The following is a 22,602-nucleotide window of genomic DNA, read 5'->3' as shown; positions in this document are numbered from 1 at the left end:
CCAAAGGTTCATTTATCTTTTTATGTAATCCTATCTGTAAAAAGTAAACGCTTATTCTAACTGATTATCTGCATTTACTCAGGGTAAAGAATAACCGTACCACCAAAACATTTTTTTGCTTTGGTGGTATTATTTTAAATATGAAGAAGTCATTCAAAATGCCTTATAATATTAACTGTTATATAATATAAAATTAATACGTCTTATTTTTATCAATTTCCGGCAAAAAAAGTATCATTCAAGACAAACAATATTAAAATATTTTAATTATTTTTGGGTATAACACACCACAAAATGAAATATTATCTATATTTATTCTTTATATTTTTCCCTTTTAGTGTTAGTGCTCAATGTACAGGATGTACTATAACCAATCCCACGGATCCCAATTATCATTTTCCTGACAATACAACGGTGTGTATCACAACCACAACAACTTTTGACAATCCAACTTTTGGAGCCAATACTAAAATATGCATCGGAACAAACGCATTGGTAATATTTCAAAATAATATAAGCGGAGTATCCAACGCACCTGTCTATTTTGACGTACATGGTTCACTGGTATTCAATCAGGCCACAACTACTGTAGCAGATCTGGATGTACACATATATGATACGGGAACCATTATTGTCGGTGGAGGGAACGGTAATATGAATATTGTAGGACAAAACAACCGAATTGTCAATGAAGGCATTGTAAATATAGGAGTCCTGCAGTTTGGAGATAATACAGATAATATTGTTGATAATTATGGCACATTAAATATCAACGGTAATATTAATATGAGCAATTCTGCAATGACACAGTTCAGAAACCAGAAGACAGGTTCTATTTCCATTCTTGGTAACTACAGCAACAATGAACAGAGCTTTTATCTCAACTGCGGAACGATCAATTCCGCAAGCGGTTTTAATATAAATGGCGGAAAAATTATCAATACCGGAACTTTTACCGCCGGAGGAGATATCAATTTATCCGGTAACTCCAGTGAAATATATAATTTTGGAGTATTTTCTTCTACAGGAAATATGAACAATGCACCGGCTGATGCCATACTGTATAATGAAGGACGGTTTCTGATCAATCAGTATCAGGGAGGAAATGCTGCTATACATGGTCCGGCATCTGCCAGTAAAAAAGGTTATTTTGAAGTTCAGAACCCAATACAGGTAAATAATGTATCCATAGGACCGAATGTTGATTTTAAACGATCTTCAGGTCCATCCAATGCCGGAACTGTTTTTCTGAACAGCAATCCTGTTATGCTGTCAAACGTAACGTATGACTGTTCTTCAACCAACAGCTGCAGCGCACCGATGGTCACTTCAGTAGGTTTTTGCCCTACCATCAACGCAGAGCTGCCTCCCATAGCGGTAGAGGATACTTATACCATTCCGGCAGGCAGCTCTTCTGCGGGAAATGTTCTCGATAATGATTTTGAAACATACAACGGTGCTCAGGCTACGCTTACTAATGTAATCCTTTCCCAGATTTCCACAACCACCACCAACATTAATCTTGATCCGGGAACCGGATACATAAATGTAGCTCCGGGAACTCCTCCAGGAACGTATACGCTGGAATACCAGATATGCCAGGCGGCATCACCTTCAAACTGTGATACAGCAACTGATACGATCATCGTACCCGGTGCAGTTCCATGCTATAAGCCTGCTTTAACAGCCGGAACTGCTCTCCCTGCAAATCATGGAATTACGGCCCTCCAAAGAGCCAATTCCGGAGACAGCAGCTGGCCTGGTGCCAGAAAGGGAGCATGGACAGTGCTGGAATCAAAAACGAAAGGCTTGGTCATCAACAGGCTTACAGATACACAAGTAGCTGCTATTCCTTCTTCAGATGTAAAAGAGGGAATGATCGTTTACAACACCACTCAACATTGTCTTCAGGTGAATATTGACGGAACTCCTGGCGGATGGAAATGCTTTAATAATCAAACCTGTCCTGATTAATAAAAAACTGAATTATGAAAAAAATAATTATACTGCTCCTTCTCCCATTGTCAAGCTGCTTTTATTCACAGGTAGCAATAGGAAAAACAACATTGGAATCCGAATCATCGTCTTTAGAATTCGGGACGGAAAACAGAGGAATAGTACTTCCGTGGGTGAGCAGTACAACGGATGTACAAAATCCTGTTGAAGGAACCCTGATCTTCGATATTGCAGATAAAAAGGTAAAAGTATTCCAGGATACCGGCTGGAAAGACCTTTCCGTAGACTCTTCCGGAGCAGCCGATACCAGCCTGCAGGATGTTTTAAATGATCACCCCGGTGCAAAGGTATCCATAGGAACTCCCTCTTCCACTCCCGGCATTCTTGTTCTTGAAGATCAAAATAAAGCGATGATCCTGCCTAAAGTCGCAAGCCCTCACCTTAATATTATTTCTCCGGCGGCAGGAATGATGGTTTATGACACCACCAAAAAACAACTTGCTGTCTTTAATGGTTCGGTATGGACCTTTTGGGGAAATTGATATGTTAGGGGCATTAGGTCAGGTTTGATGAGGTATCTTTAGCAATAAAAAGAGCTGAAATATTCAATTTCAGCTCAGGAGTTTCTAAAAATAAAGTTTTTTACGTTTCAAGTAACTGATCAGCTCTTTCGGCCTGTCCGTCTGAATAATGTTTATGCCTTTATGAATATACCAGTCATAAACATCAGGATTATCCAGAACAAGATCATCATTATTTCCGGCGTTATGATGAGGCCATAATGCATTTACCCATATTTTGACCTTTTTTGCTCTCAATTCTTTAAAATCAATCAGATTCTTTTCTGTTGTCCCTACTGTAAATTCAAAACCATAAACCTTATAGTTTTTGATATATTCTGAGATCTTTTTAAGATCTTCACTTTTGCTCAGCTGTATAATCGGCATATAGTGAATATCTTTTTTTATATCACCGTATTTCTGATTAAATTCAGTATAAGATTCATGACCTTTAAATAAAACCTGATCAAGCATATTTCGTTTTTTCACTAAAGGATATACCTGTTTTATATAATCAAAGCCTTTATCCAGGTTCAGAAGAATTTTTCCTTCCGAGATCTCAAGAATTTCCTGTAACGTGGGAACTTTCATTTGTGTTTCCACTCCCAATCCATCTCTAAGGTGCAGTTTTTTAATTTCTTCCAGTGTAAAGTCAGAAGGTTTTCCTTTTCCTGTTGTTGTTCTGTCAATGGTATTATCGTGCATAAGGATCAAAACACTGTCTTTTGTCATGGCAAGATCTATTTCAGCCATATCAACTCCTTTTTCAATGGCTTTTTTTATAGCCCACGCTGAATTTTCAGGAGCCTCTCTCCAATCACCCCGGTGAGCAACCACCATTACTTTGTCATCGGGAAACTCAGAGAGTGAAACATTCCTGTGCTGTGCAGCAAACAGAGAAGAGAATACAAGAAAAAATAATGGTAATAATGTATTGTTTAGCATAATTCAAGTTTTTTATTAATATCCGGGATTTTGTTTAATGGCAGGGTCTGTATTGATCTGTCCCTGTGGGACAGGCATCAGAAGATGATAGGGTTTGATCTGTGCCGTACTGTATCCTGCGTTATTATTAAAGTAAGCTGTCATCACTGAGATTGCTTTTCCGGTTCTGAGGAGGTCAAACCAACGGTGTCCCTCCCCTACAAACTCCAGCCTTCTTTCGCGGTCAATCTCATTAAGCAGGCTGTCTTTTGTGGAAAGGCTGACAGGGGCAATCCCTGCTCTCCCTTTAATTTTATTTACATATATATTGGCATTGGCAAAGTCATTCTGCTCTGCAAAGCATTCTGCCATCATCAGAAAAACATCAGCTAACCGCAGCACTACAAAATTGCTGCCCCCATCCGCAATGGTGTTCGAAGTTTTTACCAGCTTTTTACTGAAAGGGACTCCGTTTGAAGTAAGTCCGATATATGCAGAACGTCTTGTATCTCCGGCAGAATAAAGATTATAGACTTCTTTAGTAGGAAGATTATGGCCTTTCGCACCTGAAACAGATCCGGAGGGACTGAACATCTGAAATGCCGTACTTCCTTCAGAATTTCCGTTTAAGCCGGATGTAAACTGGACATCGAAAATAATTTCAGCATTATTTTTATTGGCAACGTCAAAAATTTTATTGACATCGGTCAAAAGCTGGTAGCCCAAAGGTTCCACCTGACTCAGATAGGTCAATGACTCAGCAAATTTTTTCTGCGTCAGAAGCACTTTACCCAAAATCCCCAAAGCGGCACCTTTGGTCACTCTCCCTTTTTGAGCGGCAGTAGCCGGCAAGAGATTAATGGCATCCTTCAGATCTTTTTCTATAGCTGAATATACCTCTGTTACAGGGGTTCTTGGCTGTCCAAAATAATCATTAACATTCGTAGTTTCTTTTAAAACAAGTGGAACATCTCCATAAATTCTCACGAGATTAAAATACATGAGCGCTCTCAGAAATTTCATTTCGCCAATCCTTATATTCTTCAGTGCATCAGTCATATCAGGAATTTTATCAATCCTGGTCAGAATAATATTCGCCTGCTGAATTCCGATATAATTGTCTTTCCAGGCACTCGCAATAAGGCTGTTATTAGGCTGAATGGTAAAAAAATCCAGCTCACCATACGTAAAAGAATCATTGGCAGGCACCTCATCATAGGTGTTATCAGAAGGCAGCTCACCTAAAGCCGGCATTGCCAGCTGATACTGTCCCGTATACTGAAGGGATCCATAGACTGAAATAATACCCTGCTCGATTTCAGAAGCGTTGGTATAAAATTGTGATGAAACTTTCTGTGCTTCCGGATTTACATTCAAAAGATCAGACGAACATGAAACGATTAATGAAAGGAAGCATATTGTAATGAATATTTTTTTCATAATTTTAAAATTGAAGGTTAAAACCAATAGAGTAAATTTTAGCAACAGGATAATAGGCCTGATCAAAACCCTGGGTAAGAACATTGTCAGACGTAGCATCTATATTCATTCCTTTGTATTTTGACAGGGTGAAAAGGTTATTTCCTACCATATAAATCTGTACATTCTCCAGGCCTATATTTCCCAGCATAGATTTAGGGAAGTTAAAAGCCAGTCGCAGTGATCTTAATCTTACATAATCTGCATTTTTAAAATATAAGTTTGAGGTTCTGGCTTCTTTCCTGTTATTGGAAAAGTTCATATTCGGCATCCCAAAAAAGCCATTGGGATTGGTTACTGCATTATAGCGGTTGTCAAAATAATACTGTGAAGCCATTCCGAAACCTTCTCCGGATTCTAAAGTGGTGACTGCATCAGCATTATAGATCTTTTTACCAATCTCGCTGTATAATGAGAAGCTCAGCTCAAAAAGACCATATCTGAAATTATTGTTAAAGCCCAGAATATATTTTGGAACACCACTGCCAAAGCTTCTTTTATCATTAACATCAATTTTCCCATCTCCGTTCAGGTCTTCCATAATATAATCTCCGACCATGGTTCCGGTAATATGTGGCGAATTGTTGATCTGATCCTGACTTTTATAAATTCCGATAATATTGTAACCATACATTTCACCAATAGAACTGCCCACTTTCGTCACTGAAAAGTTATTTTCTCCTGTTATGATCTGGTTCTGCCCATTTGCTAAAGCCAGAACTTCATTTTTGTTGGTCGAAAAGTTAAAGCTTCCCGAGTAAGTAAAGTCATTGGCAATTTTGAAAGTTTTTGAAGCAATCTGTAACTCAAAGCCGGAATTTTTGATCTTCCCAATATTTTGGAGGGATGTACTGAAGCCGGACTGTTGCGGAACCGGAACATCCAACAGCAACCCATCCCTGTTCAGAATATAATAGTCTGCAGAAATGTTCAGTATATTTTTAAACAAAGAAAAGTCGATCCCGAAGTTGTTTGATCTGGACTTTTCCCAGGAAATATTCGGGTTGGGGGCCGTTGCCGTGGTATACCCAGGTACCAAAGCTCCGCCAAAGTTATAATTATCCGGATTCATCAATGAAAGAGCTCCGAAGTTGGGAATCTGATTGTTTCCGTTACTTCCAAGGCTGTATCTGAATTTCAGATCTGTCACCAATGTATTTTCGGGAAAGAAATTTTCGTTACTTATTGTCCAGCTGGCTGAAAATGCATAGAAATCTCCCCATTTAGAGTTTTTCCCGAAGCGTGAAGAGCCATCACGACGATAAGAGGCCATCAGGTTGTACTTATTGTCGAATGTATAATTAACCCTGGTAAAATAAGACAGTAACCGCCATTTATATTGGGTTAAAGTATTTTTAAACGAAGTTCCTCCTGCAATATTCCGAATGCTGTTATCCGGAAAGGCTGTAGCTTCTGTTAAAAGCTGAGTATTATCTTCCTGCTGAAAAGACTGCCCGGCAATGACATCCACTCTGTGCGAACCCCACTTTTTATCAAATGAAAGTAAGTTTTCAATTAAATAATTTTTTCGGATATACTCTGTTCTATTGGCAAAGGTAACATCCGGAGCTGCTGCTCTGTAGGCTCCTACTGTAGAAGGATCAAAGAAATTATATTCGTAATTTGTATAATCTCCTCCTACAGACAATCTGTATTTCAGACCTTTCAGCAGTTCAAGCTCAGTGAAAATATTTCCGAAGGTTTTGAATAAAGTATACTTTCTGTCAGTCATTTTCTGAACAGCAACGGGATTTTCTACCAATGCTCCGTCAGTAGCAGTATTTCCTAAAATCTGCCCGGAAATAACAAGACTTCCGTCATCATTGTAAGGTTTAAAAAAAGGATACATGGCTGTAGCCATCTGTAAAGGATTGTAGCTTCTGGAGTTTTCTGCAGCGTTGACTGTCCCTGTTGCATAAGACGGAGTCATTGTAACCCCTACTTTCCATTTGTCTGTAAGGTCGGTGGAGAGGTTAACACTGGTGGAAAATTTTTCGTAGTCCGTCCCGATCACCAATCCTTTCTGATTAAAATAGGTCATGGTAAAAGCATATTTACTTTTATCACTTCCACCGGTAATATTCAGTGAAGTCTGGCTGATGGGTGCCGGTTTCATGACGGTATTCAGCCAGTCGGTGTCTGTCAATCCAGGCTGCTTGGCCAGATAAGGCGCCAGATAATCGGGAATTAATTCTCTTAAAGAGGCTCCTTTGCTTATTCTTGTGGCATTGTCATCAGAAATACTTCTGTTGCTTCCTTTAGAAAGATAATTGTTGTCTCTGGCTTCTTTCAGAAAAGTAGCCATATCATAAGCATTCACCAATTTCACATTATCACTTCTCATCTGCATTCCGTAATAGGAATCAAAAGAAACGGCCATCCTTCCCTTTTTTCCCTGTTTTGTTTCGATGATGATGACTCCATTCGCTCCTCTGGAACCATAAATGGCTGCTGAAGCGGCATCTTTCAGGATATCGATTTTTGCAATGGAATTGGGATCAATAGCATTCAGATTGGAACCTTCAGTTAAAGGAAGCCCGTCTACCACAATCAAAGGATTGGAGCCTGCAGTTAACGTCCCGATTCCCCGTACTCTGATTGATGGCGAACCTCCCGGCGTTGCATTGGCCTGGGTAATCTGAACACCCGTTGCCTTTCCTGCAATAATATCTCCAAAATTACTGGATGCTACCCCTTTCATCTGCTTCTCATCAATAGAAGAAATAGACCCTGAGTTATTTTTTTTGCTTTGTTTCCCATAGCCCACCAAAACAACCTCATCAATGTTTTTTTCTCTGGATTTTACCGTGTCTTTTATCGGATTTAAAGATACTGAAGACTGAATGGCATTGTTTTCCCGAATGGCAGCCATAGCTTTCTGATTGAGACGTACAGTGACTGTTTTCTGATCTACATTAAAATCCAGACCGACATTTTTTTTAAGATAATCTAAAGATGCTGGCAGAGATCGATAGTTAAGCTGGGATTCATCCACCTGAATATCTTTCAGGTCAGAAACCGAATAAAAGAATTTTACGCCATGTTCCCTGGAAAGTTTTTCAAAAATTTTAATCAAAGGCGTTTTCCGCTGACTGACGGACTGCTGAAAACATTTGTTAGCTTCTGCGTAGGAAAACTGTGGCGCACACAAAAGACCCAACAACATCATGCTAATTGTTGTTTTTTTCATAGATTTGCTGAAATTAGTTGTTATTTGACTGATTATATTCAATGCATCGGTAACCCCAATTACCGGTGCATTATTTTTCTAAAATGATATGATGCTCTGATTCTTTTCTTATTTTAAGACTGAATGGAAATCCTATTGTTGTTGTTGCTTTATACAGATCTCCGGTAATATCTCCGTTTATTACATTTTCCTGATACTGCTGAGGATATGTGATGGAAATATTATAAGTCTTCTCCAGCTGAGCAATTGCCTGCCCGAATTTTACCTCATTAAAATCAAATGTTCTTACAACATCTTTATCATAGAAATGTTTTTCGGTTCCGTCTTTATCAGCAAGCCAGGTCTCCTTGGGCAAAAGGAATGTTGTACGACCTTGATAATCAATTTTTACTTTTCCTTCTTTTAAATAAACCTTTTTATCCTCAGATCTCTGGTCAAGCAAAAATTTTGTTCCTAATACTTTTACCTTAAATCCGTCCGCATCAATAATAAACGGCAATGCTTTATTCTTAGCAACACTGAAAAAGGCTTTCCCTTTAAAAGAAACATTTCTGCCCTTCTTTCCGAAATTTTCAGCCAGCTTCAACTCGCTCTCCGGTTCCAGTGTAATTCTGCTTCCGTCAGGCAGTGTAAATTCTTTTTGTTTCTTTTCCGTTCTGAAAACCATCAGGTCATCATGCGAAGAGTTGCTTTCACTGCCTGCAGTCAAGAATGTGATCACCGTAAATAAAGGTAAAAGAACAGCCGCAGCCCATAACAGCCGTTTCGTATTGTTTCTGGATCGGATTTTATTTTCAAGTCCATTCCAGATCCGCTGATCTGCCGAATCCTTCATTTTCCGGTTTTCTTCTTTGACCGATTTCCATTGGTTTTCGAAATCCATACTCTCCTTTTTGATCTTTATTAGAGAATACGCAGGAAGTATACAATCGTCAACCCCTATTTTTTGATTTAACAATTTGTTCATACTGGATGATATTCGGTTAATATTGGAAGGTAATCTATTTATAGAAATTATTTGATTCTTACATCTATTTCAAATTTTTATAGAATATACCTTATGTATAGAGGAATATGTATATTTAAGAACTTTGTATAAAACTAAAACCCCAAACCTCCATTATGCCATTCATATCAGATTTTAGTAAATTATTTCAATCAAAAAAGATCAAAGTTGAAATTGATCCTGTAATTTTACCACAAACAGTTTTATTTGATAAAATAAGTACAACTCAAATAATAACATTTAGCTTATATAAACTAGTCTACCACATTGGTACAATACAATCAAGAAGATTTGCTACCTCTAATAGGTTGAAATTTATTGACAAACTTGATATATTAGAGAAAATATACAATGATAATGAAGATTTCAAAATAAAAATTAACGAAATTAGACATATAAATGGATCTGAAACCTTAAAAAGTATAACTGAAGATTTAGGAATCGGAATTTCAGTAGTTTTAGCTGAGAAATTTTTCAATGTCAAGAGTTCAACAATTCAAAGAATTTATGGAACTAAAAAAAGGCCAGATTGGAAATGTCAATTAGTTGATGGTAGAATTTTAGTCACTGAGGGAAAAGGTTCAATATCTATTACAACATCACAAAATCAAGAAGATAATGCTTTGGTTCAAAAAACAAAAGAACCAGGAGATATTCAAATAGCATCATTAAGTGTTTTTTATGAAAATCAAATTTCTGAAAATAGATATATTGATCCTCCAATAGAAAATGATGATATTTCAAATGAAATGAAAAAACATATATTAAGAGCAGGTCATTATGCATCAGTTTTTTCTTTTTTAGGTAATAGTCGCTTAAGCAGATATTATTCACAAATGCGTAAAAGACTCCTAGGTATTATAACAAGAGAAGAACAGGATCTAAAAAATTTTGAATTTAATCTTTTATACTACGAAGAACCTATTATAAAATTTAATAATGTTGATTTTGTAGGAAGCTTCTATGAAATTGAAGAAAACTCATATCTGTTTGTTGGTATAGATAAGCAACTTCTATCCGTTCAAGGATTTATTAATTTTATAGAACAAGAATATGATATTGAAACAGACGAAGAAAATAATCATTATATACTTTATAGAGATGGAGTACTAATTATTGAGGTAAATAATTTTAATATTTTTTCAGATATTATTGATAAAGAAAAAATAAAAAATTATCAAGAAAATATTACAATTAGCGATGTAGATGAAATGAATGAAATATCATTCTCAAAGTATTTTCAGTATTTGCTTGAAAAATTAAATTTTACCAATATTATTAAAGAAAGCTTTGATAGTAATTTAGGCTTTAGGTTTGATCTAACATCAAGATTAAACAATGAACAATATTATTTTGAGTTTAAAATTTCTCAAAATAGGAAGGGTTTATTAAATTTCAGAGAAAGTATAATGAGACTGAGTAGATTAGAAAATAAAAAAATAATTCTAGTGACTAACCAAGATATAACAAATATTGATTTTGATACTGAAGTTTTAAAGATAATTGATAGAAAGTCTCTTGAAATAATTTTAAGGGATAATAAAAAATTATTTGATTACTTATAGATCAAAAAAGGGTTAAAAGAAAAGATTCAAATTCGCTCTCAGAAACTTCAATACTTTATTGACATGCTTTTCCACGGCTGTTTTGGAAATATCATTTTCCTGGGCGATCATAAAAAGGCTGAGATTCTGGATTTTATTTTTAATGAAAAATTCCCGGCTTTTCTCTGGAACCTGTTCCAGAAGACTTTCTATCTTTTTGAGCTGGTCTTCCTGCTGCAGCTGCTTTTCAATTTCTGAGCTCTCTTCTTCCTGCTGATTTTCCGGAGAACTTTCAAGAGGAACAAAGATCATTTTTCTTTTGCGGTAAAAATTGGAGATTTCCTGTTTGGCAGCTTTAAAGATAAGTGCTTCGATTTCTGACGGAGAATGCTTTTTGGATAGATGTTTCCAGACATGCATAAAAATATCCTGAACAATTTCTTCAATATCTTCCTCTTCCGTAAGGTATTTTGCCACAAAAAAATACACCCTGTGCTTGTAACCGGAATATATTTCTTTAAAATGATCCATCCTTTTAAATGTCTTTTGAAACCAAATCTCAATGATGCAAAAGTATCCAAAAGCTATGGCAATCATATTAAATTTATATTAAGTTTAAATTTCTGACAGCTGAAGTTGCATCCATGTTCAAAATTATAGTTAAAGCAAATCCTGAAATAGATGGTATATGATCAGGATTATAAATATTCCATTAAACAATTGATAATTTAGCTGATTGAACCCTTTCAAAAATTATATTATGAATAATCAACAGGAAATATCAACACTTAATGATCTGCTTCACATCACCAATGACCGGATAGAAGGTTTTGAAAAGGTAGAAGGAAAAGTCTGGGAAATGTACCCTGACGTAAAAGATGAATATGACCATATGATTTCTCAATCGAAAATCATGAAAAATGAGCTGATCAATCTGATCACAGAAAAACAAGGTGCTCCTGAGGATTCTCCATCCATAGCCGGAGCTGTTCACAGAACATGGATCGATATAAAAAACTCATTTACAATGGGTAATCTGGTAGAGTCTACATTGGAAAATGTAGTGTTTGGCGAAAAAGCAGCTATAGAAGCTTATCAAAATGCACTGGATACAGGTTATCTTAGTGAAAAGAGTACTGCCATTGTATCTGAGCAGCTTCGCAATTTGAAAAGTTCTTATCGGCAGTTTAAAAAAATTGAAGAATATAAAAAGAAAGAATAATCAATAAAAAACTCCCCTTAAAAAGAGGAGCTTAATAATCAAGAACAAAATAATATTTAATCATTTCAAAAATATCTAATATATTCTGCCCATGTTATGATGCAGGTCATAAAGTCAGAAATTTATGATACATTAATGTACCGTACTCTTAGCTTTTTCTGATTCCTTCAGATGGTGCTCTAATGTCGGAAGAGTTTTACCGGCAAATGCTTTTAAGGAGGCTTCTTTTCCTTCTGAAGCTTCTTTTTTAAATGCTTCTACATCTTCTTTGTGATCACTTACCATGAGATCCGTATACTTTTTGTCAAAGTCTTTTCCTTTCTTTGCTTTCAGATCATCATACATCTTCTGCTTTTCGGCATCTAAGGTGGCAGGCAAAGTATAACCTGTTGCTGAAGCCCATTTCTTAAGCTCATCGTTCGCTTTGGTATGATCTATTACCATCATTGCTCCCAAAGATTTCACTACTGAATTCTCAGCATTTGTGGCGGCCAGTTTCCCCATCATAACTTCCATTAATCCTCCTATAGCGGCAGCATCTGCAAACTTTTTATCCTGATCGCCCAGAGAAGCCGTCTGACTTTTAGGTTCAGATATTTTGGCAGAATCATTTACTGTCATGCCCGATTCAGCTGGCGGAGATACTGTTGTACTTTCCGCAGACTGAGCGGACGATGTGGGTTCATTTTTTTTGCAGGCCGTCAATGCAGCCAGTGCAAAAAGTGTAACTACAAAATTTTTCATAATAATAAATTTTAAGTGGTGATAGACATGAAGTCATAATGACTATTGATAAAAAGCAACAATTTATCTGCCAAAAACAGATCAGACCAGTTATAAAACATTATAAATGAACACCCTACAACTGATGAACCAATCGGAATGTCAGATTAATACGCTCTTTCATAGAAACAGCAGATTTGGCAATCCGGTGTTCCCAATGCTCCTGCAGATCTCCCTTCATAATCAATAAGGAACCATGAGGAAGTGGCAGGCTGTATCTGCTCTGGTGATGATCCTTTTTCCTGAAATCAAAGTTTCTGGTCTGTCCTAAGCTTAATGATGCAATCACAGGGCGTTTCCCGTATCGGCTTTCCTTGTCCCTGTGCCATGCAACAGAATCATTATGATCACGGTAAAGATTGAGCAATACGGAATTGAACTGATAGCCAAATATTTTTTCTATCCTTTCCTTTAAAGAAAACAGTTCAGGTGTCCAGAGATTATTCTCCACTTCACCGTCTCCTAATGGATAATCAGTTTTTGGGTCACCATACCATGCAGTTAACCGTGGCGTTAAGACCGTCTTATCATACATTTTCTGGGTACGCTGCTTCCAGGGAGCAGTTTCAAGCAGATGGGCCTTAAGTTCGTCAGCCTCTTTCTGACTCAGGAAATGCGCTCTGTACTCCAGAAGATCTTTTGGAAATTCATACAGTTCTTCAGAATCAAACAAGCTGAGTTGAGTCATATTTTACATTTTTAAATAATAAAAATTTGTATCTCTCCTGTTTTCTTCCAGGATCAAAAAACAAACCCGATACAAATTATATCTGCAAATATATTAATACTGATACAAAACAAACCAAAACTATTATTTATCTTTTCTGAATAAATTATTGAAATGATAAAGTTGTTTAAACTTTACCAACCACAAAAGCCACAAAAGGTTTCATTTTAAAACACATGACTTCACTTAAATAAGCCTAAAATGATACCGCAGAAAAGTTCACATAAGATGAAAATCAAAGATTTTTACAAAACTTAGGGTATTTATTGCGCATAATTTTGGGTTCTGAAAATTTAAGTGTTTAAAACTTTTGTACCTTTATGATCAAAATAATGGTTATAAAAGTTTAAAGAACCTCAATAAAATAGAAAAGGAAACCAAAATATCAGTTTCCTTTCCTATAATCAATGAGTACTTTTTATATTGCTTTGCTGTTAAGATTGGTATCAGCAACTTTTGTTAGCAGTTCATCGCATTTTTTCTCTTCTTCCAGTGTACTTAAAAGGTTTTTAAGACATTCTTCTTCTTTCAATACTTTGGCGAATGCTGCCAATGTACCATAGGTTGCAATTTCGTAATGTTCAACTTTTTGTGCTGCTGCAATGATCCCAGCGTCTCTTACTGCTCCGGGTTCCGTCTCTTCCATAATGCTTTTTCCTTCATCAAGCAACCCCTGCATGGCATCACATTTCTTTGCCTGAGCTTTTTTACCTAATGCTTTAAAACACTCTTCCAATCGTTCAACATGACCTTCCGTTTCACTGATATGCTTATCGATGCCTTTTTTAAGTTTTTCATCGGTTGCATTTTTCATCATTACAGGTAATGCTTTCAGTAGTGCTTTTTCAGCCCAATAGATGTCTTTCAGGGAATCTTCAAAAAGATCCTCCAAACCTTTGGCTGCATTTTTTTTAGCCGGAGTTTTAGTTGATGTCTTCGCTGTTGTCGTTTTTTTGGCAGGAGCTTTTTTGGTTGCCGTTTTAGTTTCCATAATATAATATTTTAGTGATTGATTGGTGATAAATCTGCAACTATAAGACCATTTTTGCCTGAAATATTAAGATGTGGTACCTAAAACTTCCGGAGATACTATTGGAAGATATATGCAGAGGATAGAAACCTGCAAATTCGTAAACCATTACGGTGTTTGTTTTTCCACCCATACACTTACCGAACCGGAATTTACCCGAAATACAGCTTTTCCACTCTGATCAGCCGCAATTTCTTCGTGACGGTTCTTTAAGAAATCAATATAGACTGAATCTGCCTGTTCTTTTCCCAGTTCTATTTCTTTATAACCCTCTTCACTGTTAGACATGATCACAACGCATCCCGAATGTTCTTCATCTCCAGTTCGTACAAAAGCTACGCAATTGGGATGATCAAAATAATCAATCTGCTTACCGTATGCAAAAAGCTTTCTTGCTTCAAGGAGACCGAGAAGTTCCTCTACTTTCGGCATGATGATATGTACTTCCTGATCTTCTTTTATATCAATATATTCTGCGCCAAAAAGGTCAGGATAAAATACACAGGGGTAAGCCTCGTCAGTAAGGAGAATAATAGCATAAGCCAAGGGCTTGAACCAGTCTTTCACCGCAGACTCAAGAGCCTGAAGCTGCTGCGTATCATGATTTTCCACAAAGGAAACAGAGAAAACGGGCTTCTTTTCCAGAAAGCTTCCTTTTAATATTCCACTCAGATCATAATTTTTACCTTCGTCTGAGGCTCTGAAGAAATTATAATGCAGCGGCGCATCAAAACAGGAAATGAGATCAGTCATTTGATCAGAGAAATATTCAATTTTTTCGGCTTCGTCTTTCCAGAATTCTCCCAGAATATAGCATTCAGGGTTAATTTCTGTCTTTATGTATTGAGTCCATTCTTTCAGGAAGTCTGAAGAAATGTGTTTTAAAGCATCCAGCCGTATCCCGTCAACCTTTGTTGTATCCATATACCATCTGATCCAGTTTTTCATTTCCTCCACAACATAAGGATTACGGTATTCTATATCAGCACCCATCAGATAATCATAATTACCAAACTGATGACTTACGGCATCTGTCCACTCCTCACCATATTCATTATGGATTTTAAAAACACCTTTCAGCTCCTCTCCTTCTCTGATCACATAATCAATACCGCTGAAACAGTGATAATCCCATATAAAGTCCGAATACACTCCTTTTCTTCCCGGAAAAGTAAATTTCGTATAGGCCGAAACCTCCATATTTTCTGAGATTCTTTCATTACGGTTTTCTTCATTCAGCTGATGCACCACCATCTTTTCTTCTTCATCTCCTCCCATCCTATGGTTTAAAACAATATCTGCGTACACAGACATTCCCGCGTCATGCGCTTTCTCTATAGCCATTAAATATTCAGCTTTCGTCCCGTAACGAGTGGGTATACTTCCTTTCTGATCAAATTCTCCCAGATCGTAAAGATCATAGACATCATAGCCACGTCCTTCCATATTGAGACTGCATTTATTGGCAGGAGGAAACCAGACGGCAGTAAACCCCAAATGTTTTAAATAGTCTGCTTTTTCAGCAAACTCATTCCAAAGGTTTCCCGGATGGTACCAATGGAAAAACTGAATCATAACCCCGTTCATATATTATGATTAACCGTTAACAATTAAGCCGCCATTCGGGTGAAGAATCTGCCCGGTAAACTGTGTGGAAGCCTCTGTAGCAAGAAATAAAAAACTTGCTGCCACTTCTTCAGTAGAGGCATTACGTTCTAAAGGCGGTTTATCCTGATCCTCATCCTCTTCTCCGAATGTATTTTCCGTAAGCGGTGTGGCTACAGGTCCGGGCGCTACGGCATTCACGCGTATTCCTTTCGGTTTAGCCTGAAGTGCCAGTGAGCGTGTGAACGAAACAATGGCTCCTTTGGTTGCGGAGTAATCCAGTAGTTCTTCATGCCCCATATAAGCGGTGGCAGAGGTTGTATTAATAATGATACCGTCCTTTTTTAAATGGGGAAATACAAATTTTGTCAGCAGGATCATTCCAATAATGTTTGAATCAAAAGTCTTACGGATATCTTTTTCTTTGAGATCCTCTATAGCATTGCACGGAACCTGTGTCCCGGCATTATTAATCAGGATATCTATTCCACCGAATTTTGAAACGACCTCATTAACAACAGTCTTGCAGAATGAACTGTCATTAATGTCTCCTTCAAATGAAAGAACTTTGTGACCCAGTTTTTCAATTTCCTGACTTGTTTTTTGAGCATCTTTGGCGTCATGATAGTGTATAAATGCAATATCAGCTCCTTCTTTCGCAAACAAAAGAGCTATGGCTTTACCAATTCCGCTGTCTGCTCCTGTAATGAGGACAGATTTATTTTTCAATTGTAAATCTTTCATAGGTGTGATTATAGTGATTATTGAAATAAGTTTATTCTTTGTTTTTCCGGTGCTTATCTAGTTCCAGCTTAAAGCATCCCAGAATGAATTCACTGTAATAAAGTTGAGCATTAACAGACTTTGTTCTGGAATGCAGATCTAATTTTTCAGAAAGAACAACTTTTCCTTTGTAAGCAATGGAGAAGTAAGCAAAAAGCTTTCCTTGTGATTCTTCCACGGGAGTAGCATATCCCGTTACTCCGATAGACCAGTCTGTTTTATAGAGTTTACCTACCTGCAACGCCATTGTTTCAGCAATATGAGGAGATACAGAGTTATATTGTCTGGCTTCCAGAGCATCTACATCAAGAAGATTTACTTTTTCTTCTAAAGTATAAGCTGTCATGCCGCCTTTAAAAAATTGAGAGGCATCCTTCATCTGGGAAAACGAAAACTGCAGGAAGCCAGCAGTAACACTTTCGGCTGTTGAAACGGTTTCATTTCCCGAAAGCAGGTACTCTCCTATACGCTTAAAGAGCTTTTCAAGTTCTATGACGAAATGCACTAATGATTTCACTGATAATGAATCAGCGTGAGCAATTTGTGAAGGTTTTAAAATCATTGATTGTATTTTATATATCAGGACTTTCCCGGCTATTGTTCTTTTTCAGAATCCTTCGGATATTGTTGTTCTTTGGACAGCTGCCCCAGCTTTTCATAATATTTGTGAAGCCGGTCAAGTTCCTCTTCCGTCAGATCTTCAATATCAACCAGCCGGTTGCTGGCTTTTTCATAGGATGCTATCAGTTCATTAAGCTTTATCTGAATAGCTTTGGAATCTTTGTTCTGGGTTTTTTGAATCAGAAATACCATCAGGAAAGTTACAATTGTGGTCCCTGTATTGATAACAAGCTGCCAGGTTTCAGAATAACTGAAAAGAGGTCCGCAAACAGCCCATACAATAACCAGTACACTTGCCGTAATAAAAGCACCGGGACTTCCTGTAATACAAACGACACGATCTGAAAATCTTTCAAAAAAATTTTTTTTCATAAATAATACGATTTTGAATAAAATGATGATACAAGTTATCGAAACAGCAGTATAAGAATTATGATTCAAGTCATCTATGGCTTTTATTACTTAGCTATTATTATAATATATTCTACAATAATATTGGGTTTTATTTAAAAATGTGGAGAACCGCATAATTATTTTTATCCGTTAAAAAAAACCGCTTTTCCCACCACTTTCTTGTATAACAAATTGTAAACTAAAGATGTAAAATAATTAACATATATAAAAAAGTGAGTCATAAAGCATGATTCAAAAACTGAATAAAATCACTTCGTTAAGATTTAATACTTAATTAAAAAATAATTATCCATCTTTGCAGCCTTAAAATCAAACACGCTAGTTTATTTCATGAGCATTATTTTTAAAAAGCGTCTAATTATAGCGCTTGTATTACCTACGGCGGCCTTGTATTACGGGCAGAGTACGAAGGATTCATTAGAAAAATCCAAATCTATTGATGAGGTGATGTTGGTGGGTAGAAACCTTTCCCAAACAGCCAAAGAGAGAAAAACTCCTGTTGCAGTTTCCAACATCAAGGCAGCAGAAATTCAGGAGAAACTGGGAAACAGAGAATTCCCTGAGATTATGAAGTCTACTCCATCCGTTTACGTCACTAAAGTAGGTGGAGGATTTGGAGACAGCAGAATCAACATGAGAGGTTTTGATGGTGCCAACATTGCGGTGATCATCAACGGACAGCCGGTGAATGACATGCAGGGAGGTACTGTGTATTGGTCTAACTGGACGGGATTGGCAGATATTGCCAGCAATATTCAGATCCAGAGAGGTTTGGGAGCTTCTAAATTTGTAGTTCCGTCTGTAGGAGGAACGATCAATATTGTAACAAAAGCTACCGATGCCGAGCAAAAAGCAATGATCAAAGGTGAAGTTGGAAATGACAACTACTCCAGAATTTCTGCGATGTATTCTTCAGGGTTAAAAAACAAATGGGGAACAACCGTATTGCTTTCCCGTTGGCAAGGTGACGGATACATCAACGGAACGAAAGGAGAAGGTTACTCATGGTTTTTCTCAACAGGATTTAAGCCTAATGAAAAACATGCTTTCAATTTAATCGCAACCGGGGCACCACAGGTACACGACACAAGAAGATCTTCTGCCACCGGAGCGAACGTAGCAACACTGCAGCAGTTTGAAACCTATGGAAGAAGATACAACCCGCAAACCGGGATGTTAAACGGTTCTCAATTCAATTTAGCTCCTAACTTCTACCATAAGCCTATCGCATCCCTGAACTGGGACTGGACGATGAATGATAACCTTAAGTTATCTACAGTTGTTTACGGTTCATGGGGACGTGGTGGTGGAGGTACAGGACTTAACGGTTCTATCAAAAACGCTGCAGGACAAACTATGAACTTCATGAATTATGGTGCAGGCGGAGACGGTACGATCAACTGGGATATGATTTACCGTTACAACAGAGGCGGAATGGTAACAGATTATAATGGAAATACTTTCCAGAAATCTACCTTTACGGCACCTGCAGGTTCTCCTGGTGACTACAACGGACAGTATGTTTCTACTCTTAACGGAACCAGCGGTATCGTAAGAAAGCAGAGTATCAATGCTCATGACTGGTATGGAGTGATTGCTGACCTTAATTACAAAAAAAACAACTGGACTTTCAACGGAGGGATTGATCTTAAAACGTACAAAGGTGCATTGTATGACATTGTGACTGACATGTTAGGATCTGATGCATTATTCGTTCCAAGTACAGCCAATGCCCCAAAAGGATATTACATCAATCAAACTGTAAAACCGGAACCGCTTACCAAACTTAAAGATGCTCAGAAAGTATCTATCCACAACGAAGGTCTGGTAAAATGGGCAGGTATTTACGGAATGGTTGAATACAGCTCTGAAAAGCTAAGTGCATCTGTTCAGGGATCTGTTTCCGAGCAATATTACAAGAGAAGAGATTATATGCTGTACACACCTGGAAACCAGGAAACAAAATGGTATCACAAAACGGGTTATATTGTAAAAGGAGGTGCCAATTATAATATTGACGATCACCACAATGTATTTTTCAATACAGGGGTTATCTCAAGACAGCCGTTATTCAACGCATTATTTCCTTCAAACCAGAACATCTACAATGATGCGAAGAATGAAAGAATCTTCTCTGTAGAGTTAGGTTACGGTTTCAAATCCCGTTATGTGGATGTGAATATCAACGCTTACAGAACACAGTGGGATGACAGATTCATTTCAAGAACATTCAATGCTACGGCTGCAGATGTTGCCAAATTCTCTCAGCTAACCCTTGGAAATGCTTATTTCTATAATGCATTGAACGTTGGGCAGCTACACCAGGGAATTGAACTGGAAGCAAAAGCAAGACCTTTCACTAATCTTAGATTGAGAGGAATGGTATCATTGGGGAACTGGAAGTACAAAGGAAACGCCAACTTTAATATTCTTGATGTTCAGAACAACCAGGAAATTGCAGGAGCAACCGGAACGATCAATATTAAAGACCTGAAGGTTGGAGATGCAGCCCAGACAACAGCCAGCATCGGAGCTGATTATAATATTACCAAAGCTTTCAGTATTGATGCCAACTGGGAATATTATGACAAGCTTTATGCACAGTTCAACCCGATCAATTTCCTTACGGAAGCCGCAAGAGAAAAAGGAATTGTAAAGTTACCGAGCTATCATTTATTTGATGTAGGGGCTTCTTACAAGTTCACATTGGATGCGAAAAAGTCTTTAACATTGAGAGCTAACGTATACAACTTATTCAACAAATATTATATTTCTGAATTAAGCTCCAATATTTTTGCAGGCGATAAAATCGCTAATGGCCCGGATGCAGGAAAAACCTACCAGGAAGCTGGCAGAGTGTATCAGGGGGTTGCAGACGGTAATACAGGATTCCTTGGTTTTGGAAGAACCTGGTCTGTTGCAGCAACTTTAAGATTCTAATATAATATCATTTTGATAATGAATGAATTGAACAGGCTGTTCCTTTTTGGAATAGCCTGTTTTTTTATACGAACCTCCAATGTGAAGCTTAAAAGTTTTTGGGTCTCTTATTCTGAGCCGCCTGTATTGCTACTTCCTCAATACGTTTTTTCCTTGTTTCGGGTCTTTTCGCGACCACAATCCATTGCAGCAGCATTTTTTTTATGGACTTGCTCAAACTTTGAAAATAGGCTTCAGAGCCTTCATGAATTTTAAAAGCTTCATTCAAATCTTCTGGAATTACCAGGTCTTCCACACTGTCTAAAATATTCCAGGAGCCATTTTCTTTTGCCATTCTGATGGTTTCAAATCCAGCTTTCATCATCAGATTATTTTCTATCAGTTTCTGAACTTTCTCTTTATTGATTTTTGACCAGGTACTTTTCGGTTTACGTCTGCTGAATAGCTGCATAAAAGAACCTTCATCAATGGTCTTCCTTGTACTGTCAATCCAGCCAAAACAAAGGGCTTCATCCACCAGTTCACTCCAGGAAACAGAGGGTAGATTGGATTTTTTGGTATTGCAAATAAGCCAGACAGACTGTTCTATGTGATGATTCTCTTCCAGCCATTGCCGCCAGTCCTCCCTTGTTTTGACATGAAAAGTTTTTTTCTCATCCATTTTCCCGTAGTTTTAGTTTTACTATGATGTAAAGTTAGAATACTTTGGTGACAATAGTTTGTCAGTAGCTATAGATAATTCGAACAGCTAATTTTTAGCAGCACATAAAATTACTTCTCATTCTTCACCTGCATCGCTCTCTGGTAAAAAGACTGGCTGGCAATTTTCTCTTCTGCCTCATCAATCGCGGCCAGCAGATTATTTTTATTGTCTGTAATAGTTCCCAAAGCCTGGGACATCAGCTCCCATACCGGCTTCATTCTTTCAATAAGCTCATTCCCTTTTGGAGTCAGTTTAAACAGTCTTTTTCTTTCGTCCTGCTGATCTTTTTCCCATTGTATCAACTCCAGTTTTTCGAGTTCCTTAAGCAGGGTTATGGTAGACGGATGGGTATACCCGATCTCGTTGGCAATTTCTACTACACCTGCTATTTCCTTTTTATAAATGGTAAAGATCACCGGAAACCACTTCAGTTCAAAATCAATTCCGAATGCTTTATAGATGAGTGCTCCATCTTTTCTCAATTGTTCACTGAGACGGTGCAGCCTGGTAGATATGGCAAGAATTCCTGCTTCGTTGATTACATTCATATTCAGTCAATATTTAAATGGTAAAAAATATCATCAGCACTCATTAAAGGGAAGGCAGCCGGAAGATTTCCTTTTTCGATCTTCACAAAATGATTCCTTTCATAAAAACGTTGTGCTGCCTTCAATACCATTATGGTTCCCAAATATAGATCATCAATCCCTCTTTTACGGCAAAAAGTAATTAAAACCTCCAGTAATTCCTGGGCTATATTCAGTTCTTTTTCTCTGAACTCCCTTTTCACAAACATTTTCCTGATGGCTCCTGCCCTGTCGTCAAATTTAACCAATGCTATAGAACCTACCAGCTCACCATCTACAAAAGCACCCCAAAAATTACCTCCGGCTTCTGTGTAAAAACTTTCTATCTGCAAAAGGTCAGGCTGATCCTGTATCGTAATCGGAATATTAAACTCTTTCTGCTGAATTGTTAAAATAAGGTCAATGGCCTGCTCTGAGTAAGAATTTCCTATCGGCTGTATCTCTAATTTCATAGTGTCTGTATTTTAAAGTATAAAACTACGTAGTCAAATACATATTTACAAATTATTTTTCCGGTTTAAAGAAATT

At 37.4% G+C, this 22,602-nt stretch carries 20 protein-coding genes; 5 read left to right on the top strand and 15 right to left on the bottom strand.

Annotated features, from left to right (window positions below; translation table 11 throughout):
* Window positions 1-294: 294 nt before the first annotated feature.
* Window positions 295-1,974 carry a phage tail-like protein gene (locus tag AC3FI7_RS02675; protein WP_491461321.1) on the top strand — a complete coding sequence of 560 codons (1,680 nt, stop codon included), beginning with the start codon at window positions 295-297 and terminating at the stop codon, window positions 1,972-1,974.
* A 14-nt stretch (window positions 1,975-1,988) separates the two neighbouring features.
* Window positions 1,989-2,498: a phage tail-like protein gene (locus AC3FI7_RS02670; RefSeq protein ID WP_142722523.1), complete on the top strand. Its 510-nt coding sequence runs from the start codon at window positions 1,989-1,991 to the stop codon at window positions 2,496-2,498.
* A gap of 84 nt (window positions 2,499-2,582) precedes the next feature.
* Here the strand turns inward: AC3FI7_RS02670 and AC3FI7_RS02665 are convergent, their stop codons facing one another.
* From AC3FI7_RS02665 to AC3FI7_RS02650, 4 genes are all read right to left on the bottom strand, one after another.
* On the bottom strand, window positions 2,583-3,461 hold the full coding sequence (locus AC3FI7_RS02665; RefSeq protein WP_343658273.1) for a glycerophosphodiester phosphodiesterase family protein: 879 nt from the start codon (window positions 3,459-3,461) through the stop codon (window positions 2,583-2,585).
* 15 nt (window positions 3,462-3,476) lie between these two features.
* Window positions 3,477-4,880: a RagB/SusD family nutrient uptake outer membrane protein gene (locus AC3FI7_RS02660; protein WP_142722522.1), complete on the bottom strand. Its 1,404-nt coding sequence runs from the start codon at window positions 4,878-4,880 to the stop codon at window positions 3,477-3,479.
* Window positions 4,881-4,884: 4 nt separating this feature from the next.
* Window positions 4,885-8,109, bottom strand: coding sequence for a SusC/RagA family TonB-linked outer membrane protein (locus tag AC3FI7_RS02655; RefSeq protein WP_491461320.1), 3,225 nt, complete (start codon window positions 8,107-8,109; stop codon window positions 4,885-4,887).
* Between the two features lie 70 nt (window positions 8,110-8,179).
* On the bottom strand, window positions 8,180-8,992 hold the full coding sequence (locus AC3FI7_RS02650) for a FecR family protein (RefSeq protein WP_343658271.1): 813 nt from the start codon (window positions 8,990-8,992) through the stop codon (window positions 8,180-8,182).
* A 239-nt stretch (window positions 8,993-9,231) separates the two neighbouring features.
* Between AC3FI7_RS02650 and AC3FI7_RS02645 the strand changes: the two genes are divergently transcribed.
* Entirely contained in the window at window positions 9,232-10,680 is a 1,449-nt protein-coding gene (locus tag AC3FI7_RS02645) for a hypothetical protein (protein WP_491461319.1), read from the top strand.
* Window positions 10,681-10,692: 12 nt separating this feature from the next.
* Here the strand turns inward: AC3FI7_RS02645 and AC3FI7_RS02640 are convergent, their stop codons facing one another.
* Window positions 10,693-11,190 (bottom strand): RNA polymerase sigma factor, encoded by a 498-nt coding sequence (locus AC3FI7_RS02640; protein ID WP_343658270.1) that lies wholly within the window; start codon window positions 11,188-11,190, stop codon window positions 10,693-10,695.
* A 229-nt stretch (window positions 11,191-11,419) separates the two neighbouring features.
* Here AC3FI7_RS02640 and AC3FI7_RS02635 point away from each other — a divergent pair, with 229 nt between their 5' ends.
* On the top strand, window positions 11,420-11,881 hold the full coding sequence (locus tag AC3FI7_RS02635; protein WP_491461318.1) for a PA2169 family four-helix-bundle protein: 462 nt from the start codon (window positions 11,420-11,422) through the stop codon (window positions 11,879-11,881).
* A 132-nt stretch (window positions 11,882-12,013) separates the two neighbouring features.
* Here AC3FI7_RS02635 and AC3FI7_RS02630 read toward each other — a convergent pair whose 3' ends face one another.
* The 7 genes from AC3FI7_RS02630 to AC3FI7_RS02600 form a co-directional block, all read right to left on the bottom strand.
* Window positions 12,014-12,625, bottom strand: a complete 612-nt coding sequence (locus tag AC3FI7_RS02630; protein ID WP_491461317.1) for a DUF4142 domain-containing protein — start codon at window positions 12,623-12,625, stop codon at window positions 12,014-12,016.
* 115 nt (window positions 12,626-12,740) lie between these two features.
* The gene (locus AC3FI7_RS02625; RefSeq protein ID WP_343658269.1) at window positions 12,741-13,352 is read right to left on the bottom strand and encodes an alpha-ketoglutarate-dependent dioxygenase AlkB family protein; all 612 of its coding nucleotides are present in this window, start codon (window positions 13,350-13,352) and stop codon (window positions 12,741-12,743) included.
* Window positions 13,353-13,809: 457 nt separating this feature from the next.
* Window positions 13,810-14,382 carry a YciE/YciF ferroxidase family protein gene (locus AC3FI7_RS02620; RefSeq protein ID WP_142722515.1) on the bottom strand — a complete coding sequence of 191 codons (573 nt, stop codon included), beginning with the start codon at window positions 14,380-14,382 and terminating at the stop codon, window positions 13,810-13,812.
* A 147-nt stretch (window positions 14,383-14,529) separates the two neighbouring features.
* A complete protein-coding gene (locus AC3FI7_RS02615; RefSeq protein WP_491461316.1) occupies window positions 14,530-16,008 on the bottom strand; it encodes an alpha-amylase in 1,479 nt (492 codons plus the stop codon).
* A gap of 9 nt (window positions 16,009-16,017) precedes the next feature.
* A complete protein-coding gene (locus AC3FI7_RS02610; protein ID WP_343658267.1) occupies window positions 16,018-16,770 on the bottom strand; it encodes an SDR family oxidoreductase in 753 nt (250 codons plus the stop codon).
* A gap of 31 nt (window positions 16,771-16,801) precedes the next feature.
* Entirely contained in the window at window positions 16,802-17,371 is a 570-nt protein-coding gene (locus tag AC3FI7_RS02605; protein WP_142722513.1) for a CinA family protein, read from the bottom strand.
* A gap of 32 nt (window positions 17,372-17,403) precedes the next feature.
* On the bottom strand, window positions 17,404-17,802 hold the full coding sequence (locus tag AC3FI7_RS02600) for a low affinity iron permease family protein (protein WP_142722512.1): 399 nt from the start codon (window positions 17,800-17,802) through the stop codon (window positions 17,404-17,406).
* 372 nt (window positions 17,803-18,174) lie between these two features.
* On the opposite strand from AC3FI7_RS02600, the gene AC3FI7_RS02595 reads away from it, so the two are divergent.
* Window positions 18,175-20,784 (top strand): TonB-dependent receptor, encoded by a 2,610-nt coding sequence (locus AC3FI7_RS02595; protein ID WP_343658266.1) that lies wholly within the window; start codon window positions 18,175-18,177, stop codon window positions 20,782-20,784.
* Window positions 20,785-20,872: 88 nt separating this feature from the next.
* Here the strand turns inward: AC3FI7_RS02595 and AC3FI7_RS02590 are convergent, their stop codons facing one another.
* The 3 genes from AC3FI7_RS02590 to AC3FI7_RS02580 form a co-directional block, all read right to left on the bottom strand.
* Window positions 20,873-21,445, bottom strand: a complete 573-nt coding sequence (locus tag AC3FI7_RS02590) for a YdeI/OmpD-associated family protein (protein WP_491461315.1) — start codon at window positions 21,443-21,445, stop codon at window positions 20,873-20,875.
* Between the two features lie 110 nt (window positions 21,446-21,555).
* Window positions 21,556-22,035, bottom strand: a complete 480-nt coding sequence (locus tag AC3FI7_RS02585; RefSeq protein WP_343658263.1) for a MarR family winged helix-turn-helix transcriptional regulator — start codon at window positions 22,033-22,035, stop codon at window positions 21,556-21,558.
* A gap of 2 nt (window positions 22,036-22,037) precedes the next feature.
* Complete coding sequence (locus AC3FI7_RS02580) at window positions 22,038-22,526, bottom strand: GNAT family N-acetyltransferase (protein WP_491461314.1); 489 nt, start codon at window positions 22,524-22,526, stop codon at window positions 22,038-22,040.
* Between the last annotated feature and the right edge of the window lie 76 nt (window positions 22,527-22,602).

The organism is Chryseobacterium sp. TQ-BC-N36 (genome assembly GCF_058382295.1).
Note: the sequence above shows the minus strand (reverse complement) of the source record. Positions and strands in the feature narration are given on the sequence as shown.

Bases quoted from the DNA above. Each gene is read 5' to 3' on its own strand.
- AC3FI7_RS02675 (WP_491461321.1), top strand. From the start codon at position 295: ATGAAATATTATCTATATTTATTCTTTATATTTTTCCCTTTTAGTGTT.
- AC3FI7_RS02670 (WP_142722523.1), top strand. From the start codon at position 1,989: ATGAAAAAAATAATTATACTGCTCCTTCTCCCATTGTCAAGCTGCTTT.
- AC3FI7_RS02665 (WP_343658273.1), bottom strand. From the start codon at position 3,461: ATGCTAAACAATACATTATTACCATTATTTTTTCTTGTATTCTCTTCT.
- AC3FI7_RS02660 (WP_142722522.1), bottom strand. From the start codon at position 4,880: ATGAAAAAAATATTCATTACAATATGCTTCCTTTCATTAATCGTTTCA.
- AC3FI7_RS02655 (WP_491461320.1), bottom strand. From the start codon at position 8,109: ATGAAAAAAACAACAATTAGCATGATGTTGTTGGGTCTTTTGTGTGCG.
- AC3FI7_RS02650 (WP_343658271.1), bottom strand. From the start codon at position 8,992: ATGGATTTCGAAAACCAATGGAAATCGGTCAAAGAAGAAAACCGGAAA.
- AC3FI7_RS02645 (WP_491461319.1), top strand. From the start codon at position 9,232: ATGCCATTCATATCAGATTTTAGTAAATTATTTCAATCAAAAAAGATC.
- AC3FI7_RS02640 (WP_343658270.1), bottom strand. From the start codon at position 11,190: ATGGATCATTTTAAAGAAATATATTCCGGTTACAAGCACAGGGTGTAT.
- AC3FI7_RS02635 (WP_491461318.1), top strand. From the start codon at position 11,420: ATGAATAATCAACAGGAAATATCAACACTTAATGATCTGCTTCACATC.
- AC3FI7_RS02630 (WP_491461317.1), bottom strand. From the start codon at position 12,625: ATGAAAAATTTTGTAGTTACACTTTTTGCACTGGCTGCATTGACGGCC.
- AC3FI7_RS02625 (WP_343658269.1), bottom strand. From the start codon at position 13,352: ATGACTCAACTCAGCTTGTTTGATTCTGAAGAACTGTATGAATTTCCA.
- AC3FI7_RS02620 (WP_142722515.1), bottom strand. From the start codon at position 14,382: ATGGAAACTAAAACGGCAACCAAAAAAGCTCCTGCCAAAAAAACGACA.
- AC3FI7_RS02615 (WP_491461316.1), bottom strand. From the start codon at position 16,008: ATGAACGGGGTTATGATTCAGTTTTTCCATTGGTACCATCCGGGAAAC.
- AC3FI7_RS02610 (WP_343658267.1), bottom strand. From the start codon at position 16,770: ATGAAAGATTTACAATTGAAAAATAAATCTGTCCTCATTACAGGAGCA.
- AC3FI7_RS02605 (WP_142722513.1), bottom strand. From the start codon at position 17,371: ATGATTTTAAAACCTTCACAAATTGCTCACGCTGATTCATTATCAGTG.
- AC3FI7_RS02600 (WP_142722512.1), bottom strand. From the start codon at position 17,802: ATGAAAAAAAATTTTTTTGAAAGATTTTCAGATCGTGTCGTTTGTATT.
- AC3FI7_RS02595 (WP_343658266.1), top strand. From the start codon at position 18,175: ATGAGCATTATTTTTAAAAAGCGTCTAATTATAGCGCTTGTATTACCT.
- AC3FI7_RS02590 (WP_491461315.1), bottom strand. From the start codon at position 21,445: ATGGATGAGAAAAAAACTTTTCATGTCAAAACAAGGGAGGACTGGCGG.
- AC3FI7_RS02585 (WP_343658263.1), bottom strand. From the start codon at position 22,035: ATGAATGTAATCAACGAAGCAGGAATTCTTGCCATATCTACCAGGCTG.
- AC3FI7_RS02580 (WP_491461314.1), bottom strand. From the start codon at position 22,526: ATGAAATTAGAGATACAGCCGATAGGAAATTCTTACTCAGAGCAGGCC.